Genomic DNA, 20,043 nt, shown 5'->3' with positions numbered 1-20,043 from the left:
AGCTGAAGATGGTAGCATAAGAAAACTCATTTTATGATCAATCTTAATAATGAAGTGAGCAGCAAAGTGAACATAGCACCAGCCCAGCCTCTAAATATGAGTACCCAGCCTGTTCTTTAAAACAAGAAAATGCCCTTCATCGGATATGAAGGACAAATCTTAATGTGATCTCCAAAAAGTGATTTCACATGCGTATTAAACATTTGTTAAAAACAACCCTCTGGAGCTTCAGTACTTGTTTAGCTCCTGAATCGGAGTTTGAATGATGACTGGACTTTTATTAGGGTCCAACCATTTTAGGATGTTGACAACATTGGTTTGGGAAGTGGCGGTACATCCCAATGTATAGCTGCTGCCAATGTGGAAGAAGATTGCGCTGCCTTTATACGGAGTTCGTTGTGCATTGTATCTGATCACGAAACCGTAGGTATAGGCTGCGATGTTCATGTTTTCTGCACTCTTCCATTGACCTTGTGTTTTACTTCTGGATTGCCAAGTGTTGTAGAGTTTAGAAGTTGGATCATCTACCCACACATCATCGCTTGTAATTTTTCTGTAAGGCATTTTGGTGCCTGGATTAGCATAACGTCCAAATGTGGTTCCAATTGCATACCTCCCAATTGGAGACCGTTTACCACCTTCACTCATATTCGTGTACGTGGCAAATCCATATTTACCAATAAAGCCTGTGGTGGTTAGAACAGGAACCCATTTACCCAGAGAATTTCTCTCAAAGGTCCGAATTTCAGCACTTGAAGTATTGTAACCATTAGCTGTTACAAGGATTAACTGTTTGTTGCCTCCTACTGTCTTTAAGCCTTCCGCCAAATTCTTAGTGGTTAGGTACTGATTGGATGCCCAGCCCGTTTTCCCACCAACCGTTACTTTATCCCAAGTACCTTGAGTTTGTGAAACAGTTACAGCCTGGTTCTGCTTAACGGTTGTGACAACTGAGTAAGTTGTTCCCGGACCTGTTCTGACATTCAAGGTGGTCGCTGTTACATATTTTGTTACGGTTGTCGCAGCTTGAACCGGTTTAACTACTAGTAACCCTGCAAATAAGACAAACACGGCAGCAAAGATTGCCAATCCCTTTTTAAACATCTACTTACCTTCCCCATTCTAGTTATATTATTTTCCATTTTAATTATATAACGATTATATCACTCTATTTCAATAGGGATTATGACCCCTACCATTAGCCAGCTTGATGCTATCTGTAAAACCAATGGATTATTCACAAAAAAATAGCCCTCAAGACCGTTCGAAAACAATCCTTGAGGGCATGCAGTAATAATATATAAAAAGGGGGGTTGAAAAGCTTGTCTTAATAGTAGCTTTTTATTCTTAATATAACCTTAACTTTGTTGAGGTTATTTTTAATATGCTGTGTAAGGTTTTTAAGCTCTTCGCCTTGCCTTTAGTTAACTTTTATACATTATGAAGATATACTAACTAATAATCAACTCAATTTCATGTTCCCTTTCTAGTATTTCCAATGCTACATCTTTTGCTGATTTTAATCTTGAGCGGTCAGTTATAAAATGGTTTTCATCCCAAAAAGGAGTGTCCATACCACCCATATAAACACCAGAAACAGTAATCGAAGTATTCTCTAACTCTTTCACTAAGGCTTCAGTGAACCCACGAATGGCGAACTTACTTGCACAATAGGCAGTTTCATGGACCTTCCCGCGTAATCCCGCTGTTGAAATAATGTTCATAATCTTCCCGGCATTCCGTTCCAAGAAAGTTGGCAATATAGCTTGGGATACATAAATCGTTCCTTTTACATTTGTATCAATCATCTGACTAATCTGGTCCGCCGGAATGTTTTGCAAGGGACCGAAATAACCGATGCCTGCATTATTAATCACTTGGTCAATTTTTTCCGTTTCATTCAAATGGGCGAGCACTTGTTTAACCTGATTAGTATCTGTAATATCACAAACCACTGACCTAGCACTGCCATTTGTTTTATCAATCATTTGCCTGACCTCATCCAAGTGTGCTTGGGTTCTTCCAACTAGAATAATCCTGTTCCCCTCTTGTGCATAAGCTAGAGCCAGTTCTTTTCCCAGCCCTGTGCCTGCCCCTGTAATAAGTATTGTTTTCAACAGCTGCACCTCCATACTAATTTCCAGAATATTTGTCGTTGACCCTTTTCAAATCTTTTAAAAAAACTGTCCCCTAGCAGGCTCCAATTTTTCATGATTTTTCTACATGGGTTAACGGGACGAATAACCTAAACTTAAATAAGCTTATAGCAAAATAAGCGATCGATACCATTAAAACAATCAGCCATATTTGCTGAACAACCGGGGTATTCCAAACACCTAAAAAATACAATAAAGATGGGATAGTTAATGTTACCCAAGATTGAATAAAGGCAACCATTCCAAGATAATGATCAATCTTCATTTCCAGTGAATTGGATAAAAAGAATAAAAACCAAAGAAAAACCCACATACCCCATGTTATCGCACCCACCGCATCATGGAAATGGAATATAGCTGTTAACGTATAAACAACCGCTATGACCGCAACCCATAAACAAAACCAGCCAAGTCCTCTGCCATCCAATCCTATTAATGCGGTGACTCCAACATATAAATAAGTTAAGCCAAATAAAAAAATAGATGCGTAATTATATAACTCCCAATGATGTTGACCTGAGACCATCATTAAATAAAACGGTATAATCAGTTGAATGACTCCTACAAACAGATTAAAGACCCCAACACTTTTCGCTTCCGCTTTTCCTATTAACATCAAGCTATTAAGAAATAAAACGGCACCCGAAAGAAATAGTCCAACAAAACTCATATTCTCTGTTGTGAAAAAGTCTTTTCACAACATTCCCTCCTTCAAAAAGGAAAAAGCAGTTTTCCAACCTTTGGCTGAAAAAATGCTTTTTCACAGATTATAAAATGATACTTACTACTACAGCAGACAATACACTTACTAGAGTGGCACTGTATAAAAGCTTTAAACCAAATTTGGCCACAACGTTACCCTTTTTCTCGTTCAGACTTTTGACGGCTCCGGCAATAATCCCGATCGATGAAAAGTTGGCAAAGGAAACAAGGAAAATCGAGATAATCCCTAATGTACGAGGGCTAAAGGATTTACCCACCTTTGCCAGGTCCATCATCGCTACAAACTCATTGGTTACAAGTTTTTCAGCCATAATTCCGCCTGCTTGGACAGCCTCTGAGAATGGAATTCCCATGATGAAGGCAATTGGTGAGAAAACATATCCTAATAATTCCTGGAAAGTAATATGGAAAATTAAATCAAAAATATTATTAATCGCAGCCATTAAGGCAACAAATCCAATTAGCATTGCACCGACAATTACCGCTACTTTAAAACCATCAAGAATATATTCCCCTAACATTTCGAAAAAGCTTTGTTTTTCTACTTCCTGAATCTCAAGAATATCCTCGCTTGGATCAACTGTATAAGGATTCACAATCGAAGTAATGATAAATCCGCCAAATAAGTTAAGAACAAGGGCCGTGACCACGTATCTTGGTTCAATCATCGTCATATAGGCGCCAACAATCGACATCGAAACCGTGGACATCGCTGATGCACAAAGAGTGTATAGACGATGGGCAGGCAGCAGACCAAGCTGTTTTTTCACCGTAATAAATACCTCAGATTGACCAATCATCGCCGAAGCAACAGCGTTATACGATTCCAATTTTCCCATGCCATTTACCTTGCTTAACAATAATCCAATAGCTTTCATAATGAACGGAAGAATTTTTAAATACTGGAAAATCCCGATTAACACGGAAATAAACACGATTGGCAGCAGAACATTCAGGAAGAATGGCATTTCTCCTTTATTGGCCAGTCCGCCGAATACAAACGATATCCCGGCACCGGCATAGTCTAGTAATTTAGTAAAGACCCCGGCAAATACTTTAATCAAATCTAACCCTAACGTGGTATTTAATAATAATGCTGATAATATGACTTGAATAATGACCATAATAATAATCGGCTTTAATTTAATAGCTTTCCGATTATTGCTTGCCAAGTAGGCTAGTCCGAAAACAACTAGCAGTCCAATAATCGCGATGATGTATTTCATGTCAGACCTCCAGATGGTATAAAATCGTTGATGAATTCGCTTCCATTGCGAACAAAAAATAGTTACTTTGTTAAATCCTTAGAAGAAAAAGAACCAGGCAGCAATTGATCAATGGTTGTCTCTAGCTTTTCTCCTTTTAAATTAGCTAAAATAATTTTCGTATCTTTATCACAGAATTCTGCCATTACCTGCCGGCAGGCTCCACAAGGTGCAACAGGGCCCTCCGTATCTGCAACGACAACGATTGTATCAATTTCATTTCCCCCTTCAGAAACCGCTTTAAAAATAGCAGTTCTTTCAGCACAATTGGCTAATCCGTAGGAGGCGTTTTCAATATTGCATCCTTGGAAAACACGATGATCTTTTGTCAAAACAACTGCGCCTACTTGAAAATTTGAATAAGGAGTATACGCTTTTTTCCTAGCTTCGATTGCTTGCTCGAGTAATGCTTGCATATCCATACTTGGTCACCCTTTCAGTTATGTGTGAGGATACAGGCTGACCAAACGGCCAGCCAACTAGTTTTTAATAAGCGATTAATGAATTTCTGTATAAATGAGTGTAGGCTTGTCTACTTTTTCCTCTGTAATATTATAAGCAGAGTAAATTTTTTCAATTACTTCCTCAACATTTTCTTGATTGCTATGAATCGTAACCAGGGACTCTCCTGCCTCGACACGGTCGCCTACTTTCTTTTGAAGGACAACACCAACTGCCAAATCAATGACAGAGTCTTTTGTAGCTCGTCCGGCACCGAGCATCATGGCCGCCGTTCCTACAGTTTCCGCCGTAATTTCAGCCACATAGCCTGAAGTTTTAGCCGGAACCTCTATCATAAAGGACGCTGTAGGAAGTTTAGCTGGATCATCGACAATCGATGCATCTCCTCCTTGTGACGCGAGGAAGGTTTTAAAGGTTTCTAAAGCCTGGCCGCTCTGAATTGCTTCTTTTAACATTTCACGTGCCTGATTAAGATCAGCAGCCTTTTCTGCCAATACCACCATATGGCTTCCTAGGGTTAAACAGAGTTCTTGCAAATCTTCAGGTCCTTGTCCATTTAGCGTGTCAATCGCTTCTTTCACTTCAAGAGCATTCCCAACTGCAAATCCAAGCGGCTGGCTCATATCGGAAATGATCGCCTTTGTTTTACGGCCGACGCCATTGCCGATCTCTACCATCGTCTCTGCTAGTTCTTTCGCATCGTCAAGGTTTTTCATGAAGGCACCGCTGCCTGTTTTAACGTCCAGAACAATCGCATCCGCTCCTGCGGCAATTTTTTTGCTCATGATTGAGCTGGCAATAAGCGGAATAGAGTCAACCGTTGCAGTGACATCCCTAAGCGCATACAATTTTTTATCCGCAGGTGTTAAATTGCCGCTCTGGCCAATTACTGCTACTTTATTTTCATTCACTAATTGGATAAATTCTTCGTTTGATATCTCTACATGAAATCCTTTAATGGATTCTAGTTTGTCAATGGTACCGCCAGTGTGGCCTAAGCCTCTTCCTGACATTTTTGCTACTGGTACGCCAACAGACGCAACAAGCGGGGCCAGCACAAGAGTGGTTGTATCACCAACTCCACCGGTACTGTGCTTGTCGACTTTAATTCCTTCTATGCCTGAGAGGTCGATTTGATCACCGGATTGAACCATTGCCTCCGTTAAGTAAACACGTTCTTCTTTTGTCATTCCTTGAAAAAATACAGCCATGGCAAAAGCGGACATTTGATAATCAGGGATATCACCTTTTGTAAAACCGTTTATCAAAAATTGGATTTCCTCTTTGGTTAATTCGTAACCATCACGTTTTTTCTCAATTACATCAACCATTCTCATGGAAGCGCACCTCTTTTTTATAAAAGTCATTTCTATTTTGTTTAATAAAAGCACAAAAACGTAAAGGTTAGATGTCAGACATCTAACGAATGATTTGATTTTACTCCTTTATCACTAGAGTTGTAAACCCTTTCTTCTTTTGAAATTAATGGTAATAGTTTTTTGCTCGCTAAACTGAAACTTAACCATCAATTACCGATAGTGAACGTTTACATTTCTGTGAATATCAGGTTTATTGTTTACTATCGCCCCAGATTTATTAAAACTCCATGTGATTACTATAGAAGTAGTAACCTAATTTGTAAAGGGGTTACCAAATTGTTATAGTTTTATCATTTTTCAAAAAACCGCGTTTGAAAAAGGAAGCACGGGGACGGTTCTTCTGCTTCCAACAAAAACAGGAAATATGTTCACCAAAAAAAATAACCCTCAAGACCGTCCGAAAACAGTCCTTGAGGGCATCCATTAATAATTTATAAAAGGGGGGAAAAGCTCGCTTTAATACTAGCCTTTTATTCTTAATATATTCTTAACTTGCTGAAATAGTTTTTAATATGCTGTTTAAGGTTCTTTGACTTGCCTAGGTATACTTTATTGGTTATCGTATTCTTTATTTGATAGGCCCTGCTTCAACGGATGTTAAAATACTCATGAAAAAAATAGACCCACTCCTAATGAAGGAGATTGTTATGGAATTTTGAATTAGAGCAAGCAGTAGATGGAAGCATGAGAACCGTCCCCATCCTTCTCAATTTAGATTTCTATTAATTTTTTTTGATAAAAAAAGGAGCGAACGATTTGCTCAGAGGTGAATTCGATTAATTCGCATGCTTTATCCATTGCTTCTGTTAACATCATGGGCTCGTTGATAATACTGTTGACGCTTACAACACCGTACTGGTAAAGCGCTTCGATGCCCTTTCCGATAGAGCCTGCCAGAATGATAGTGGGAATATTTTTCGATGAGGCGGCCTGAGCAACACCCATTGGTGTTTTCCCTGAGGCTGTTTGAAAATCTACCTTTCCCTCACCTGTAATCACAAGGTCTGCTCCTTCAACTAATTGGCTCAGCCTGGTATATTCGATAACTACATCAATACCGCGCTTCATTTTAGAAGGGAAAAAGGCCTGAAAAGCACCACCGATTCCGCCCGCTGCCCCGGAGCCGGGAAGATTATGAAGATGTACGCCAGTTTCCTTTTCAATGACATCTGCAAAGTTCCTCAAACAATCATCAAGAAATTCTACATCCTTAGGAGAAGCACCCTTTTGGGGGCCAAAAACTTTTGATGCACCGTCCGGACCTATGAAAGGATTTTGGACATCTGAAGCGATTAGAAAATGGCATTCTGTAATCCTTGAGTCAAAAGTTGACTGATCTATAGAAACCACTCTTTTTAACTCGGCACCTCCCAATCCAATCTCTTCTCCGTTCTCATCCAGTAGCTTTAACCCTAGGGCCTGCAGCATTCCTGCCCCTCCGTCATTGGTGGCAGAACCGCCCAAGGCAAGAATAAATGATTTGTATCCATCATCCAAAGCCTTTTTAATTAATTCTCCAGTTCCAAATGTTGTTGCTTTTAACGGGTTTAACTGAGATGGAGGTACAAGCACAAGACCAGAAGCCTTTGCCATTTCAATTACACAGGTTTCTCCATCACCAAGAATGCCGTACTCAGCTTCAACCATGTCTCCGAGAGGACCTTTAACATGAACTGAAACCGTAGATCCATTGGTAGCTGCAACTAGTGTATCCAATGTCCCTTCTCCGCCATCCCCAAGAGGTAACAGAATCGTTTCAGCCTCAGGGAACGCACGTAATACTCCCTTATTGATGGAATTCGCTGCCTTTACTGAACTCATACATCCTTTAAATGAATCGGGGGCAATTACAATTTTCATGGCAACCTCCTCGTTAAACACTATTTGTTTTATCCTTTATCTAGTCTTCTATTTTTCTAGTAAAAATTTATTCAAACAACGGACTTACTGACTTATTATTATGAATTCGATCAATGGCCTCAACTAACAATGGTGCCACTGATAAAGATGTAAGTTTATCAATCCGTTTCTCAACCGGCAGTTCAATTGTGTTGGTGACAACAAGTTCTTTAATGGCTGATGATTGGATTCTACTAATGGCCGGTCCTGAGAGAACGGGGTGGGTACAGCAGGCATAAACAGCTTTTGCCCCTTTTTCAACTAAGGCATTTGCCGCAAGTGTAATCGTACCTGCCGTATCAATTAAATCATCGATTATAATGGCATTTTTACCTTCAATATTTCCAACAATATTCATGATTTCCGCAACATTCGGCCGAGGGCGTCTTTTATCGATAAAAGCAATGGGGGCATTTAGACTGCTTGCCATTTTCCTTGCTCTTACAACACCACCGTTATCGGGTGCAACGACAACAATATCTTCTAATCCTTTATTCTCAAAATATTCGGCAAGGATCGGAACACCAATTAATTGGTCAACAGGTATATCAAAAAAGCCCTGAATTTGCGGAGCATGAAGATCCATTGTAATGACCCTATCAGCCCCAGCTCGTTCTAAAAGGTTTGCAATTAATTTAGCAGCAATCGGTTCACGGGAACGAGCCTTCCGATCCTGCCGCGCATAGCCATAGTAGGGTATGACAACATTAACAATTTGAGCAGAGGCTCTTCTTAAAGCATCGATCATAATGAGAAGCTCCATAATATGTTCATTACCGGGCTGTGAAGTAGATTGAATTAAATATATTTCACTTCCTCGTACACTTTCTTCAATATTAATTTGAATTTCACCATCACTAAACCTTGATACAGAGCATTTCCCCAACTCACAGCCTAACAGTGCAGCCATCTCACTAGCTAGCTCTTGATTAGAATTTAAAGCAAACATTTTAAAACACTTCTTTAATTGGTACGCCACCTAAAGTCCCCCACACAATATTTCAATTTTTGAAGATATTTTTCATATTTTTATCTTATCACGTGGTGGTAATTTCCTTCAATATATTTCTAAAAAAAGAGTAACTTTTTAATAAGCTACATCTTTTTTTCCGTTGTTGATTTACGTGTTTTCTCTAGGTTAGCCTGGTAATAATCATATTGTTGATTGGCCACGGCTGCGACAAGAACATCAATAATGGTTAATTGAGCAATCCTTGATGAGATCGCGTCAGTACGGAATAAAGTTTCCTTAGAGGCGGTCTGCAGTACGATATCCGAAATTTTTGTAATCGGTGATTTAGATGAATCTGTGATACAAATAAGTGTCGAGCCTGCTTCCTTTGCCAACTTCATCGCGGCCAATACATCATTATTGGAACCGGTATGGGAGATACCAATAACCACATCCTGATTGGTGAGTACACTCGCTGACATAGACTGAAGAACCGAATCAATATAGGCAAAGGATTTAATCCCTAATTTTAAAAGTTTATGCTGCGCATCAATAGCAACTGCTCCCGATCCCCCTGTGCCATAAAATTCAATTAAACGGGCATTGGAAATGACTTCGACGGCCTTTTGAATTTCTTCATCACTGCAAACTTCAATGGAATCATATAATGCTTGAATATTGGACTGAAAAACCTTCTTCTTAATCGTGACAACATCGTCACCTTTTTTGATTGCTTCATGAATCTGCATTTCAGGAGCAACTACTTCCTTGGCCAAATGAATTTTTAAATCTTGGAAGCCTTTATATCCAAGCCGCTTGCACAAGCGAACGACTGAGGATTCGCTTGTTTCACTCCTTTCAGCAAGTTCAGTAATCGAAAGATGGATAATCTCTTCTTGGTTCTGTTCAATAAACTCAATAATCTTTTTTTCTGATTCCCTTAGCTTTGACATTGCTGCATTTATTCTGGTAGTAAATCCCGGATTGGTATTGATATTTAATTCATTCACGGATAATTCCTGCTTTCCTGTCATATTGTCATATATTTATTCTATAATATTAATTCGACATTTTTCTACTCGAAAATTGAAAAAAAAGGCAATGGAAATCTCCATGCCCCAATTTCTTACGATTAATTATAGAAAAACAGTTCTAACTGGAATGTACCACGTTCTTGGAGCTTCCGACTACAAACGCTTTTATATTGTCGACTGCCAAGTCCAATAGGCGACTGCGTGCCTCTTTGGTAGCCCAGGCAATGTGAGGCGTGATGATACAATTTTTTGCTTGCAGCAGTGGGTTTGTATCTTCTGGAGGCTCCACCGCCAGAACATCCAATCCGGCACCGGAAATCACTCCTTGATTAAGAGCCTCCGCTAAATCCTTGTTATTGACAAGTTTCCCGCGTGAAGTATTGATAATAATGGCTGACGATTTCATAAGGGATAAATTTTCAGCGTTGATCATCCCTTCCGTCTCCGGGGTCAGCGGACAGTGCAAGCTGACAACATCTGAATGCCTCATTAAATCGGACAGCTCTGCCCATTGGAAATTTGGCAGATCAATATCGCGATGATAAGCGTCATAGGCGAGAATTTGCATACCAAAAGCGGAAGCAATCCTTGCCGTCTGAAGCCCGATGCGCCCGAAACCGACGATTCCCATCGTTTTACCAGACAATTCAACAAGCGGGTAGTTCCAGAAGCACCAATCCGGATTCTTACCCCATTGTCCATCCATAACTGCATCACTATGGCGTTGAACATGATGACAATGTTCTAACAGCAGAGCAAATACCATTTGGGATACCGATTCCGTCCCATAAGTCGGAATGTTACTAACGACGATTCCCCGTTCTTCTGCAGCCTTTGTATCCACTACATCAAAGCCTGTTGCCAAGACCCCTATATACTTAAGTTTAGGCAACTGCTCAAGTGTTACCCTGCTTAATGGTGTTTTATTTGTCAAAATAATCTCTGCGTTTGCAGCCCTTTCTATGATAAGATCTTCCGGAGTCCGATCATAGACATCTGTCTTACCTATCTGTGACAATTGATCCCAGCTTAAGTCGCCAGGGTTCAAGGTATATCCATCTAATACGCAAATATTCATAAAAAACCATCCCTCACTTATTGTTTTTTTGCTTTGGCAGTTTACAGCGGAAAAACATTTTCGAAAATTACCACCATATTATATCAAGATAGCATGGTGGTAATTTCCTTCATCATTATTTTAAAAAAATCCCATTACTTTAATTAAGCTTGTTTAGGTTCTTTTAATGTTAAGATCACACAGAAACCAATAATTAACATAATTCCGAAGAATCCAAATGCCAGGTTGTAATTGCCGGTTGCATCAAGGATCGCACCAACTATCAACGGAGAGAAGAATCCGCCGAGATTTCCTCCGCTGTTAACAGTTCCAATTGCAATTGGATACGTCTCTCTAGTTGTTAAGCCCATTGGATAAGCTGTAAAGGAAGGCCAGCCGATATTAAGGAAGAAACCTGCCAAACCTAAGCTAAGCGCGACAAGTGTGCCATTGTTAGGAATTTGTGTAACAACCAGCATCATAACTGCTGTTGCCAACGCAGTAATTAACATCGTTGGTTTACGTCTCTTTAAGAAAACTCTATCGGAAATTAAACCACCTAAAAGTGCACCGCATAGTCCGCCAATCGCCGGTGTGGAAGCAAGGAAGCCCATTTTGATTAATGAGAAGTGCTTAGCATTTACTAGATACATAGGAACCCATGTTAACATCCCGTATAACACACTGTTCATTAAGAAATAAGCAAGCGTATTTCCCCAAATATTCCAAGAAGCGAAAACCTTTTTTGGAGTGCTAATTGGTTCTACTTTTTGATAACGAATAAATTTATCGATCCAGCCAAGTGATCTTTGGTCAGCGTCAGTAGTTGTAGTTGCAACAACTTCTTCTTGACGGATGTAGTCCAATTCTGCTTGTGAAACCTTTGAACTGTCTTCTGGCTTTGAGCGAACAAATAAATACCAAAGAATTGCGATAAAAATCCCTGGAATAGCAAAATAGAAGAATACAGAACGCCAGCCGAACGATACGGCAATCTCCGCAGCCACTATCGGTACAAAGATTGGGGCAAGCTGGGTGGAAGCAATATAAAATCCTGTAGCAGTTGCTTTTTCTTTAGCCGGGAACCATTGGTTAATCGTCGATGTCATACTAACCGGTACAGGTCCTTCTGTTATACCTAATAATAACCTTAAAATAACAAGGAAAGCAGCACCTGTAACTGTTCCAAGTAAGAACGTGATAAGTGAAAAACCAATAACGGCAATCGCAACGATTCCACGGGTTCCTTTTTTACGAAGCAAGAAGCCTGCTGGAATTTGGGTACAAGCGTATCCTAAGAAGAAGAAACTTGAAATGGCTCCGATCTGGAAATTATTTAACGCAAATTCCTTTTGAATAAACGGAAGTACTACGCCAATATTTGCCCGGTCTGCATAACAAACCGTGTAAAGAATAAACACGAGTGCAAGAACTAACCAGCGATAATTCGATTTCTGCTTGAGTGCATGATTGACCCTGACCTTTGCCTCAGGTACTGACATTTGATTTCCCCCAGTTCGTTATTCTTTTGTAAAGGTTTTCATTTCTCTTTAAATAAATACTTCACTGTCTACATTCTTTAACTTGTTTGCCCTTGATCTCGCATTAGCACTTAACGCAAAGAACGATTGTAAGGACGGATATAACTCATTAAATACCGGATGTAACTCGTCATACGATCTCAACAGTTCTTCTTCAGGCTCAACAATAAGAATGGTATTGTTACTAATTTCATTTGCAGCATTTTCCAAGGACGAATACCAACCGATTGCTGCACCTGCAATTAAACAAGTTCCTAAAACACCTGTTTCACAAATATCCTTTAGATGAATTTTCTTATTTAATACATTGGCTTTAATTCGTGCCCATTCTTTATTTTTGGCACCGCCGCCAATGGAGGGAAAACCTTCGAAATGAAGCTTATATTTCGTTTTAATAATCTCATCGATTTGTCTGAGTCCAAATGCGCACCCTTCCAAAACAGCACGATACATATCCGCTTTCGTTGTATTCAAATGAATTCCAACAAAAACACCTCGGGCATCGCCATCCCAAATAGGCGCCCTTTCTCCTTGCATATAAGGAAGGAAAAAAACACCGTTGGCACCCGGGATCGAATCCTTTGCCAGCTCACATAAAATCTCTTTGGAATGACCTTCCGATTTTAAAAATTGTTCATAGAACCATTGAACGGCTGCACCCGGAAACGACATCGGCCCATGAGATAACCAGCGGTCTTTTAAGACATGGCACCGATTCATAAAGCGGATATCCAAGACTTCAGGGTTATCCATACAGGTGGTTAGCACGTTGGAGGTTCCGACGGATTCAAACATTTCATTAACGCCGATCCCAAGGGCCACTGTTGAACATGCTGTGTCTGCTGCACCGGCAATAACGGGAACAGGAGATAATGGTGCTTCATCTAGAATCAAATGGCCAACAATTGAACTTGGCGCTACAACATCCGGCAGCTTTTCACGATCAATGCCAACGCTTTCATAAATAGCTGCAGACCATTCGTAATTTTCAATATCATACATGCCGGAGTAAGAACTTTGCGTCCAATCCATCACAAATCTTCCCGTAAGTTTATGCATAATAAAGGTGGAGAGATTACCCCATTTATACATGTTTTTATAAGCTTCCGGAAAATGATTTTTAAACCACAAAAGCGTTGTGAGCGTGTGCATACCAGGTTCTAACCGGTTTTTCGTTATCTTAAATATCAAGTCTTCGCCGACTGTGCGCTTGATCCAATCACACTCAGCTCTACTTCTTTGATCTAAATAGGTAATCCCTTGATGTAACACCTCTCCATTTTCCGCTAAAAAAACGGAACTATTGCAAAAAGTGGATAGGGAAATCGCCTCAACTTTGCCAACTGTCTCTACCTGCAGCCAAACTTTCAATAAAAGCGCTTTTGTTTTTTGCCAAACGTCTTCTAAATCGATCTCTACCAAACCCATTTCAGGGTAAATCAGGGAGTATTGCTGGTACTCGAGGTACCGCAATACTCCTTCATTATTCATGGCTCCGACTTTAATTCCGCTCGTACCTATATCAATCCCAATAATATGAGACATCGTTTGTCACCTTCATTATATATTTACTGGAGTGTGAATTAACTCGTTATATAATTCGATGGTTTCTTTGACAGTTCCTTTATTGTGAATAATATTTTTAAATGCTTTTACCACTGCTGTTGGATTTGGGTTGTTCCATACGATTCTTCCAAAGGTAATTCCTGTTCCGCCGGCATCAATGACGTCGTAAACCATTTGGAAATAATCTTCGATATCGCCGCCGTTATCGCCCCCTGCCACAACTACTTTTCCAGGAGTAGATTCAACCACTTTACGGAATGTGTCAGGATTTCCAGTGTATTTTGTTTTTACAATATCAACACCAAGCTCTGCTCCTGCACGGACAGCATAAGCAATATGTCTCCAATTATCTTTATCTTCTTGTGGAATTTGGTTTCCTCTTGGATAAATATGAGCAATCATTGGTAGACCGTGCGCGGCAGCTTGACCGGCAATGATCCCAAGATTACGAAGCTGTTCAGGCTGATCATCGCCGCCAACGATACAACCCATGGAGACCGCATCTGCTCCTAAACGAACGACTTCATCTACTTGAGTAACCCATGCATCATAGTTTGGCTGCCAAGGTGAAAACGTTGAACATTTTAAAATTAACCCAGCTTTACCAGCATGTGGACGGAAGCACATTTCAGCAATTCCTTTGTGCATGGTCATGGCATCAGGACCACCTGCGACAATTTCATCAATCTTTCGCTGGATTGGCATTAGCTCATCAAAAATACCTCGTGCCATTGCTTGATCGACTGCTACCGCTAACAGTTTTCCATCCTGCTGGTTTACTAGACGATTCATACGAATTTCTTTACCTAAAAATGACATTTCAACAACACTCCTCTTCCAACTTTAATTTATTTTGGTTTATTGAGTAATAACAGTTTTCATACCATTTCCATTTTTTACATCTGCAATTGCACGTTCAATATCATTTAGGGTATATCCCGTTGTCGTGATTACCTCTGTATTAATTTGACCGGAAGCAATCAGTGAAAGTGACTTATGATAGTCAGAGCGAGTTAGCGCAGAAGTACCATTTATAGTAATCTCGTTATAATGGATAACATTAGGATCGATTTCTGATAGTACTCCTTTTGTAAATCCGGCAAATAGATTTAAAGTACCACCCTTTTTCAATAGATTTGCACTTGAATTCACGAGGAATGGAACGCCAATAGCCATAATGACAACATCTGCCCCAAGCCCATCTGTTTCACGAAGAACTAAATCCTCTAAAGAATCCTTTGTAGGATCGATTACATAATCAGCACCGGCAATAAGACCCTTTTCACGGCGATGGTCAATTGGTTCGCTTAATATAATGGAGTTTGCTCCAGCAATTTTTGCTAATTGAACATGCATAAGTCCAATTGGGCCTCCGCCAATTACGACAACGCTATCACCCATTTTCACATTCGCTTTTCTTTGACCGTTAAGACAACATGCGAGCGGCTCAGTGACAACTGCTTGTTCAAAGGTGATATGATCAGGAATTTTAACTAGGTTTCCAGCCTCTAATGCTGTACGTGGGATTCGAACATACTCAGCAAATCCTCCATCAAATTCATAACCGATAGCGGTCCGGTTTGCGCATACATTTTCTCTGCCGTTTAAGCAGTAATAGCATTTTCCACATGGAATAACCGGCATAACCCCTACCCGATCTCCAATGAAAAATTCATTTACCTTTGCCCCGACTTCTTCAATCGTCCCAACAAGTTCATGACCTATGATTGAAGGGGTTCTCACACCCTTTGTCTTTTTTCCTTCATAAATACGAACATCGGTACCACATACTGCACTTGCTTTAACCCTGACTAGTACCTCATATTCATTGATTGTCGGGTTGTTTACTACTTCAAGCTTAAGGTCATTGGGTCCATAGAATATTGCTGCTTTCATTACTTTCACTCCTTCCTTATATAATTAATTACATTTACAGTGGCGGAAATTTTCTTCATAAAAAGATTGTAAATAGCGTAACTTTTTTTCGAAGCACCATTAAATCTCCTTAATCTGCCTTTTTCAATCCACCACCTCGCTAAACCAGAGAATGATTGTGCTTTTTTTCTTGTAAACAGTGTAAATACCATTTACTTAAAGAATTTTCAAACAACTCTTCCATGAACACATCATATCATATGGTGGTAATTTCCTTCAATATTTATTTGATAAAAAATGAATATTTTTTTCAAAGAATGCACAGGGACGGTTCTTCTGCTTCCATAATAATTAAAAAATAAGATTTGTTTATGAAAAGTTAGGAGGTGGCTCCCCCCTACTTTAGAAAATGGTATGGGTGCTTTTGATACAGTTGAAAGTGATGGATGGATCCATCCATGATGATTATTGAATGATTTTTTTAGAGAACACTTCAAAAAAATGAAAGCAGCTATTGAAGAAGGGATCGACCTGTTTGATTATACAAGCTGGGGACCAATTGACCTGATTGGTGCAGGAACATCTCAGATGTCCAAACGATACTGTTTTATTTATGTAGATCAGGATGATGAAGGGAATGGCACAATAAATCGCAGCCGAAAAGATCCTTCTACTTGGGAAAAAAGTAATTGAAAGCAATGGAGAAGATTTGGAATAGATAGCCACCTTCTCTTATTCGAAGGTGATCACGGTGATAAAAATTAAAAAGGTCCTAAATTCAAGCTAACTCACAACCTGATTTCGACTATATTCTCTCTATACTTTACTAATCAAACATTTAATTAAAAAAGCAGTATACTTTGTTCTTAAAGGTCATTCTCTTGAAAACTAGTAAAAATACTGTCGAGCCAGGTTAGGATAATATACAGAAATCTCTCCAATTTCCCAGAAAATTTTATAATTATCGACTCAGCTAAGACCTTTCCCTTACTTTCCCCATATCTCGCAAGTAATCAAACGTTTGTTTAAAAACGCCACTATCCGCGTGGTTGCAGATTTTCACATTCCATTGATCTAAATAAATTGTCGAAAGCTTCCCTAATGCAGGCACCTTTCTTAGAGGCATGAGAACCGTCCCAATGCTTCTCAAATTTATTTTGAAAATTGATTATGATTTGTTCCAATTCTGTCCATGCTAGTTTTAGAGTTTTTAAAACAGGGAGGTTGCTAACATGGTACTATTTAAAATTCGGAATGATGGTCTATTTAAAATTCTGACGATTCTTAGTGCGATTACTGTTCCGTTATGGAATCTTCAGCAGTCAGCGAATGCCGATAAGCCTTCTCCCCAGGTCACGGTCACGGTTCCGACGCTTAATGTTCGGGAGTCTGCTGATATTTCAAGTAAGGTAATTGGCCGCGTTCATCAAGGAGAAACATTTGAAATCATCCAAAAGCGAGATGATTGGGATCAAATTAAGCTAGTAAACAATCAAACTGGCTGGGTTTACGACGCCTATCTAAACCCGACTGAAAAAATCGGGGGAACCATAAATACCTATTCTCTAAACGTCCGTGAACGTCCCAGTACCTCCAGTAATGTCGTGGGTTATTTAAAATCGGGAACAAAAATAACCATCCATAAGAACCAAGCTGGATGGGCCAAAATTGTCTCTTCTTCTGGTGTAAGCGGGTGGGTGAACGAAACCTACATCGATAAAGATTCACCTAGCAGTCAACACACACAAACTGCAGCTCCAACACCAAAGAAGAAGGCTAATGATACAACGGAATTGAAGGTAGCCAAGGCAGCAGATGCCCTCATGACTACCCCACCCGAAAAATCCGTAGTTATGTCCATTAGTCAGACACCGCTGAAAGGAAAAACGATTGTGCTGGACCCGGGACATGGAGGGAAAGATAGAGGAACAACCAGTATTGCCCGCACACCTGAAAAATCTTTGAACTTACCAACAGCCGAGGCTGTTAAACAAAAGCTTGAAAATGCAGGCGCCCAAGTCATCTTGACTCGAACGGATGATACCTATATCCCCTTAGAGCAACGTGCACAAATCTCCAACCTAAACCAGGCGGATGCGTTTATTAGTTTTCATTACAATTGGTCCAATAATCCATCGGTTAATGGCATAACTGACTTTTACTACCAAAAATCCAGTAACCCACTAGCCACCGCTATCCTAAATCAAGTGGCAAAAGAAACAAACTTAACAAACCTTGGCACAAGATTCAACAACCTAGATGTTCTCCGAAACAACAAACAACCAGCCACTCTAATAGAACTCGGCTTCCTATCCAACCAACAAGATGACACCATCGTTGAAAGCCCTCAATTCCGCAACAACGTCGCCCAAGGAATCTACCTTGGATTACTAGATTACTTTCAATAAGAAGCATGGGGACGGTTCTCATGCTTCTTTTATTTATTTCCGCTTCATTTGGTGGCACAGATTTCGGATTGAGAACCACTAGGATTAACTTATACTCAATCCGGTAAAACAGATAAAAGGACGAATCCTGCTCGCCACTCTGTGTTATGATTTGTTCCACGAATCCCATCCACTGATTTAAAGGTATGATGGGAAGCAGAAGAACCGTCCCTGTGCTCCCACTCACTTCCACAAAAGGTAAAGTAGGAAGCAAAAGAACCGTCCCTCCGCTTCCAGAACTTGATTGACGAATACAAAGTTTGTTATGATTTGACGGGGATATAATGGATTTACAGATTTCCACATGAGGAGATATAGACCAGATATGAAGTTTCTAGAAAGTAAACTGCTTACCATTTATAAATCGAGTTATTTTCCATTTATGATCTTATTAATAGGAATGTTACTGCTTCATTTCATGCTTAATTTAGACCACCCAGGTGATGATAAAGCCTTCATGAAGGTTTTAGGTAAGGATCATTTGATCCCGTTGTCCTATCTCACCGAGCGATACCATACCTGGTCATCGAGGGTCTTAATTGAATTTATACTTATTTTTGTCGTCCATTTTCCCGCGGTTTGGCGGTTACTGGATACTGTTATGATGGTGTTAATAGCGGTCAGTATGTCAAAATTAATCCCAACTGCGAAAAATAGAGAGAAAAATTGGCTCATTACAGCCCTTTTATTTATGTATCCCTTTGTTCATATGGCTTCAGCCGGATGGATCGCCACTACTCTCAATTATATATGGCCGTTAGCCTGTGGATTATTTGCCATGATTCCTATCAAAAAGTATCTCTGCAGTGAAAAAGTCCACTGGTTCGAGTTTTTATTTTATATCCCTGCATTAATCTTCGCTGCCAATCAAGAGCAATTATGTGTGATCCTTTTATCGGTATATGGGGTCTTTACCGTTTATTCCGCCCTTATCAAAAAAGTAAACTGGTTCATGATTGTACAAACGATTATTTCTATTTTCAGCTTTCTATTTATTTTAACTTGTCCTGGAAATGCAGCTAGAAATGTAAAGGAAGTAAACCGATGGTTTCCGGAATTCAATACGATTTCCCTTCCTAGAAAAATTGAGATGGGATTTTCCTCTTCTTTATTTGAATTTGTGATGAAACCCAATCTGATCTTTACGTTATTTAGTTTTTTATTACTTTTATGCGTACTGCTTACCCATCATAAAAAAATCCTTCGCTTTATCGCTGGGATTCCATTTGCTGCAAGCTTAGTTTTTGGTATCTTTAGTAATGAACTAGGCGGAACTTTTTATGCCATTACAAAAGCAAAAAATTCAATGACAAAATTCGGGACAGGTATTAGGATGAATTCTGTCACCAGCTGGGTTCCTGATCTATTATTAGTGATAATTTCATTAGCTGTTCTCATTTCTTTGTATTTCTTATTTAAAAACAAGAAAACTTCCCTAATCGCATTATTTATTTTATTACTGGGTTTCGGCTCTCGAATGATTATGTCGTTTTCTCCAACCATATGGGCTTCCGGACCTAGAACTTTTTTATTTATGTATGTTGCGTTTATCATGCTAACCTTTCTTCTATTTCAAATTATTTTAGATTCAAAGAGCAAGATTTTTAAAGCTCTTAGTATAAATACCGTTGTATTTTTAGCTATATTATCGTTTTTTAATACGTTTTATACATTAAGATAAGTTATC

At 39.5% G+C, this 20,043-nt stretch carries 16 protein-coding genes and 1 pseudogene; 3 read left to right on the top strand and 14 right to left on the bottom strand.

The genetic code is table 11. The features are described 5' to 3' along the window. Positions 1–228: 228 nt before the first annotated feature. From V7077_RS08850 to V7077_RS08785, 14 genes are all read right to left on the bottom strand, one after another. Positions 229–1,104: an SH3 domain-containing protein gene (locus V7077_RS08850; RefSeq protein WP_335500512.1), complete on the bottom strand. Its 876-nt coding sequence runs from the start codon at positions 1,102–1,104 to the stop codon at positions 229–231. 347 nt (positions 1,105–1,451) lie between these two features. After that, the gene (locus V7077_RS08845) at positions 1,452–2,126 is read right to left on the bottom strand and encodes an SDR family NAD(P)-dependent oxidoreductase (RefSeq protein ID WP_335500691.1); all 675 of its coding nucleotides are present in this window, start codon (positions 2,124–2,126) and stop codon (positions 1,452–1,454) included. A gap of 82 nt (positions 2,127–2,208) precedes the next feature. Beyond that, positions 2,209–2,826, bottom strand: a complete 618-nt coding sequence (locus V7077_RS08840) for an AmiS/UreI family transporter (protein WP_335500510.1) — start codon at positions 2,824–2,826, stop codon at positions 2,209–2,211. A 97-nt stretch (positions 2,827–2,923) separates the two neighbouring features. Further along, the gene (locus tag V7077_RS08835; RefSeq protein WP_335500507.1) at positions 2,924–4,105 is read right to left on the bottom strand and encodes a NupC/NupG family nucleoside CNT transporter; all 1,182 of its coding nucleotides are present in this window, start codon (positions 4,103–4,105) and stop codon (positions 2,924–2,926) included. A 62-nt stretch (positions 4,106–4,167) separates the two neighbouring features. Continuing rightward, on the bottom strand, positions 4,168–4,566 hold the full coding sequence (locus tag V7077_RS08830) for a cytidine deaminase (RefSeq protein ID WP_335500505.1): 399 nt from the start codon (positions 4,564–4,566) through the stop codon (positions 4,168–4,170). Positions 4,567–4,641: 75 nt separating this feature from the next. Next, positions 4,642–5,943 (bottom strand): pyrimidine-nucleoside phosphorylase, encoded by a 1,302-nt coding sequence (locus V7077_RS08825; RefSeq protein ID WP_335500504.1) that lies wholly within the window; start codon positions 5,941–5,943, stop codon positions 4,642–4,644. A gap of 753 nt (positions 5,944–6,696) precedes the next feature. Next, positions 6,697–7,845 (bottom strand): glycerate kinase, encoded by a 1,149-nt coding sequence (locus V7077_RS08820; RefSeq protein ID WP_335500502.1) that lies wholly within the window; start codon positions 7,843–7,845, stop codon positions 6,697–6,699. A 67-nt stretch (positions 7,846–7,912) separates the two neighbouring features. After that, on the bottom strand, positions 7,913–8,833 hold the full coding sequence (locus tag V7077_RS08815) for a ribose-phosphate diphosphokinase (RefSeq protein WP_335500689.1): 921 nt from the start codon (positions 8,831–8,833) through the stop codon (positions 7,913–7,915). 146 nt (positions 8,834–8,979) lie between these two features. Next, positions 8,980–9,846 (bottom strand): MurR/RpiR family transcriptional regulator, encoded by an 867-nt coding sequence (locus V7077_RS08810; RefSeq protein WP_335500499.1) that lies wholly within the window; start codon positions 9,844–9,846, stop codon positions 8,980–8,982. 142 nt (positions 9,847–9,988) lie between these two features. Further along, the gene (locus V7077_RS08805; protein WP_335500498.1) at positions 9,989–10,948 is read right to left on the bottom strand and encodes a D-2-hydroxyacid dehydrogenase; all 960 of its coding nucleotides are present in this window, start codon (positions 10,946–10,948) and stop codon (positions 9,989–9,991) included. A 143-nt stretch (positions 10,949–11,091) separates the two neighbouring features. Continuing rightward, on the bottom strand, positions 11,092–12,429 hold the full coding sequence (locus V7077_RS08800) for an MFS transporter (RefSeq protein ID WP_335500496.1): 1,338 nt from the start codon (positions 12,427–12,429) through the stop codon (positions 11,092–11,094). Between the two features lie 48 nt (positions 12,430–12,477). Then, on the bottom strand, positions 12,478–14,013 hold the full coding sequence (locus V7077_RS08795) for a xylulokinase (protein WP_335500494.1): 1,536 nt from the start codon (positions 14,011–14,013) through the stop codon (positions 12,478–12,480). Positions 14,014–14,028: 15 nt separating this feature from the next. Continuing rightward, positions 14,029–14,853 carry a class I fructose-bisphosphate aldolase gene (locus tag V7077_RS08790; RefSeq protein ID WP_335500493.1) on the bottom strand — a complete coding sequence of 275 codons (825 nt, stop codon included), beginning with the start codon at positions 14,851–14,853 and terminating at the stop codon, positions 14,029–14,031. Between the two features lie 39 nt (positions 14,854–14,892). Next, complete coding sequence (locus V7077_RS08785) at positions 14,893–15,930, bottom strand: zinc-dependent dehydrogenase (protein WP_335500491.1); 1,038 nt, start codon at positions 15,928–15,930, stop codon at positions 14,893–14,895. 381 nt (positions 15,931–16,311) lie between these two features. On the opposite strand from V7077_RS08785, the pseudogene V7077_RS08780 reads away from it, so the two are divergent. The 3 genes and pseudogenes from V7077_RS08780 to V7077_RS08770 all read left to right on the top strand — a co-directional run. Beyond that, positions 16,312–16,627, top strand: a pseudogene (locus V7077_RS08780) (family 1 glycosylhydrolase); the annotation flags it as partial. Positions 16,628–17,141: 514 nt separating this feature from the next. Further along, positions 17,142–18,317 carry an N-acetylmuramoyl-L-alanine amidase gene (locus V7077_RS08775; protein WP_335500489.1) on the top strand — a complete coding sequence of 392 codons (1,176 nt, stop codon included), beginning with the start codon at positions 17,142–17,144 and terminating at the stop codon, positions 18,315–18,317. Positions 18,318–18,681: 364 nt separating this feature from the next. Further along, the gene (locus V7077_RS08770) at positions 18,682–20,037 is read left to right on the top strand and encodes a DUF6056 family protein (RefSeq protein WP_335500487.1); all 1,356 of its coding nucleotides are present in this window, start codon (positions 18,682–18,684) and stop codon (positions 20,035–20,037) included. Positions 20,038–20,043 lie beyond the last annotated feature (6 nt).

The sequence above is a fragment of the Neobacillus vireti genome (assembly GCF_036962465.1).
In the GTDB taxonomy this organism is placed as follows: Bacteria; Bacillota; Bacilli; order Bacillales; family Cytobacillaceae; genus Neobacillus; species Neobacillus vireti_B.
This window is presented reverse-complemented; position numbering and strand designations above follow the sequence as displayed.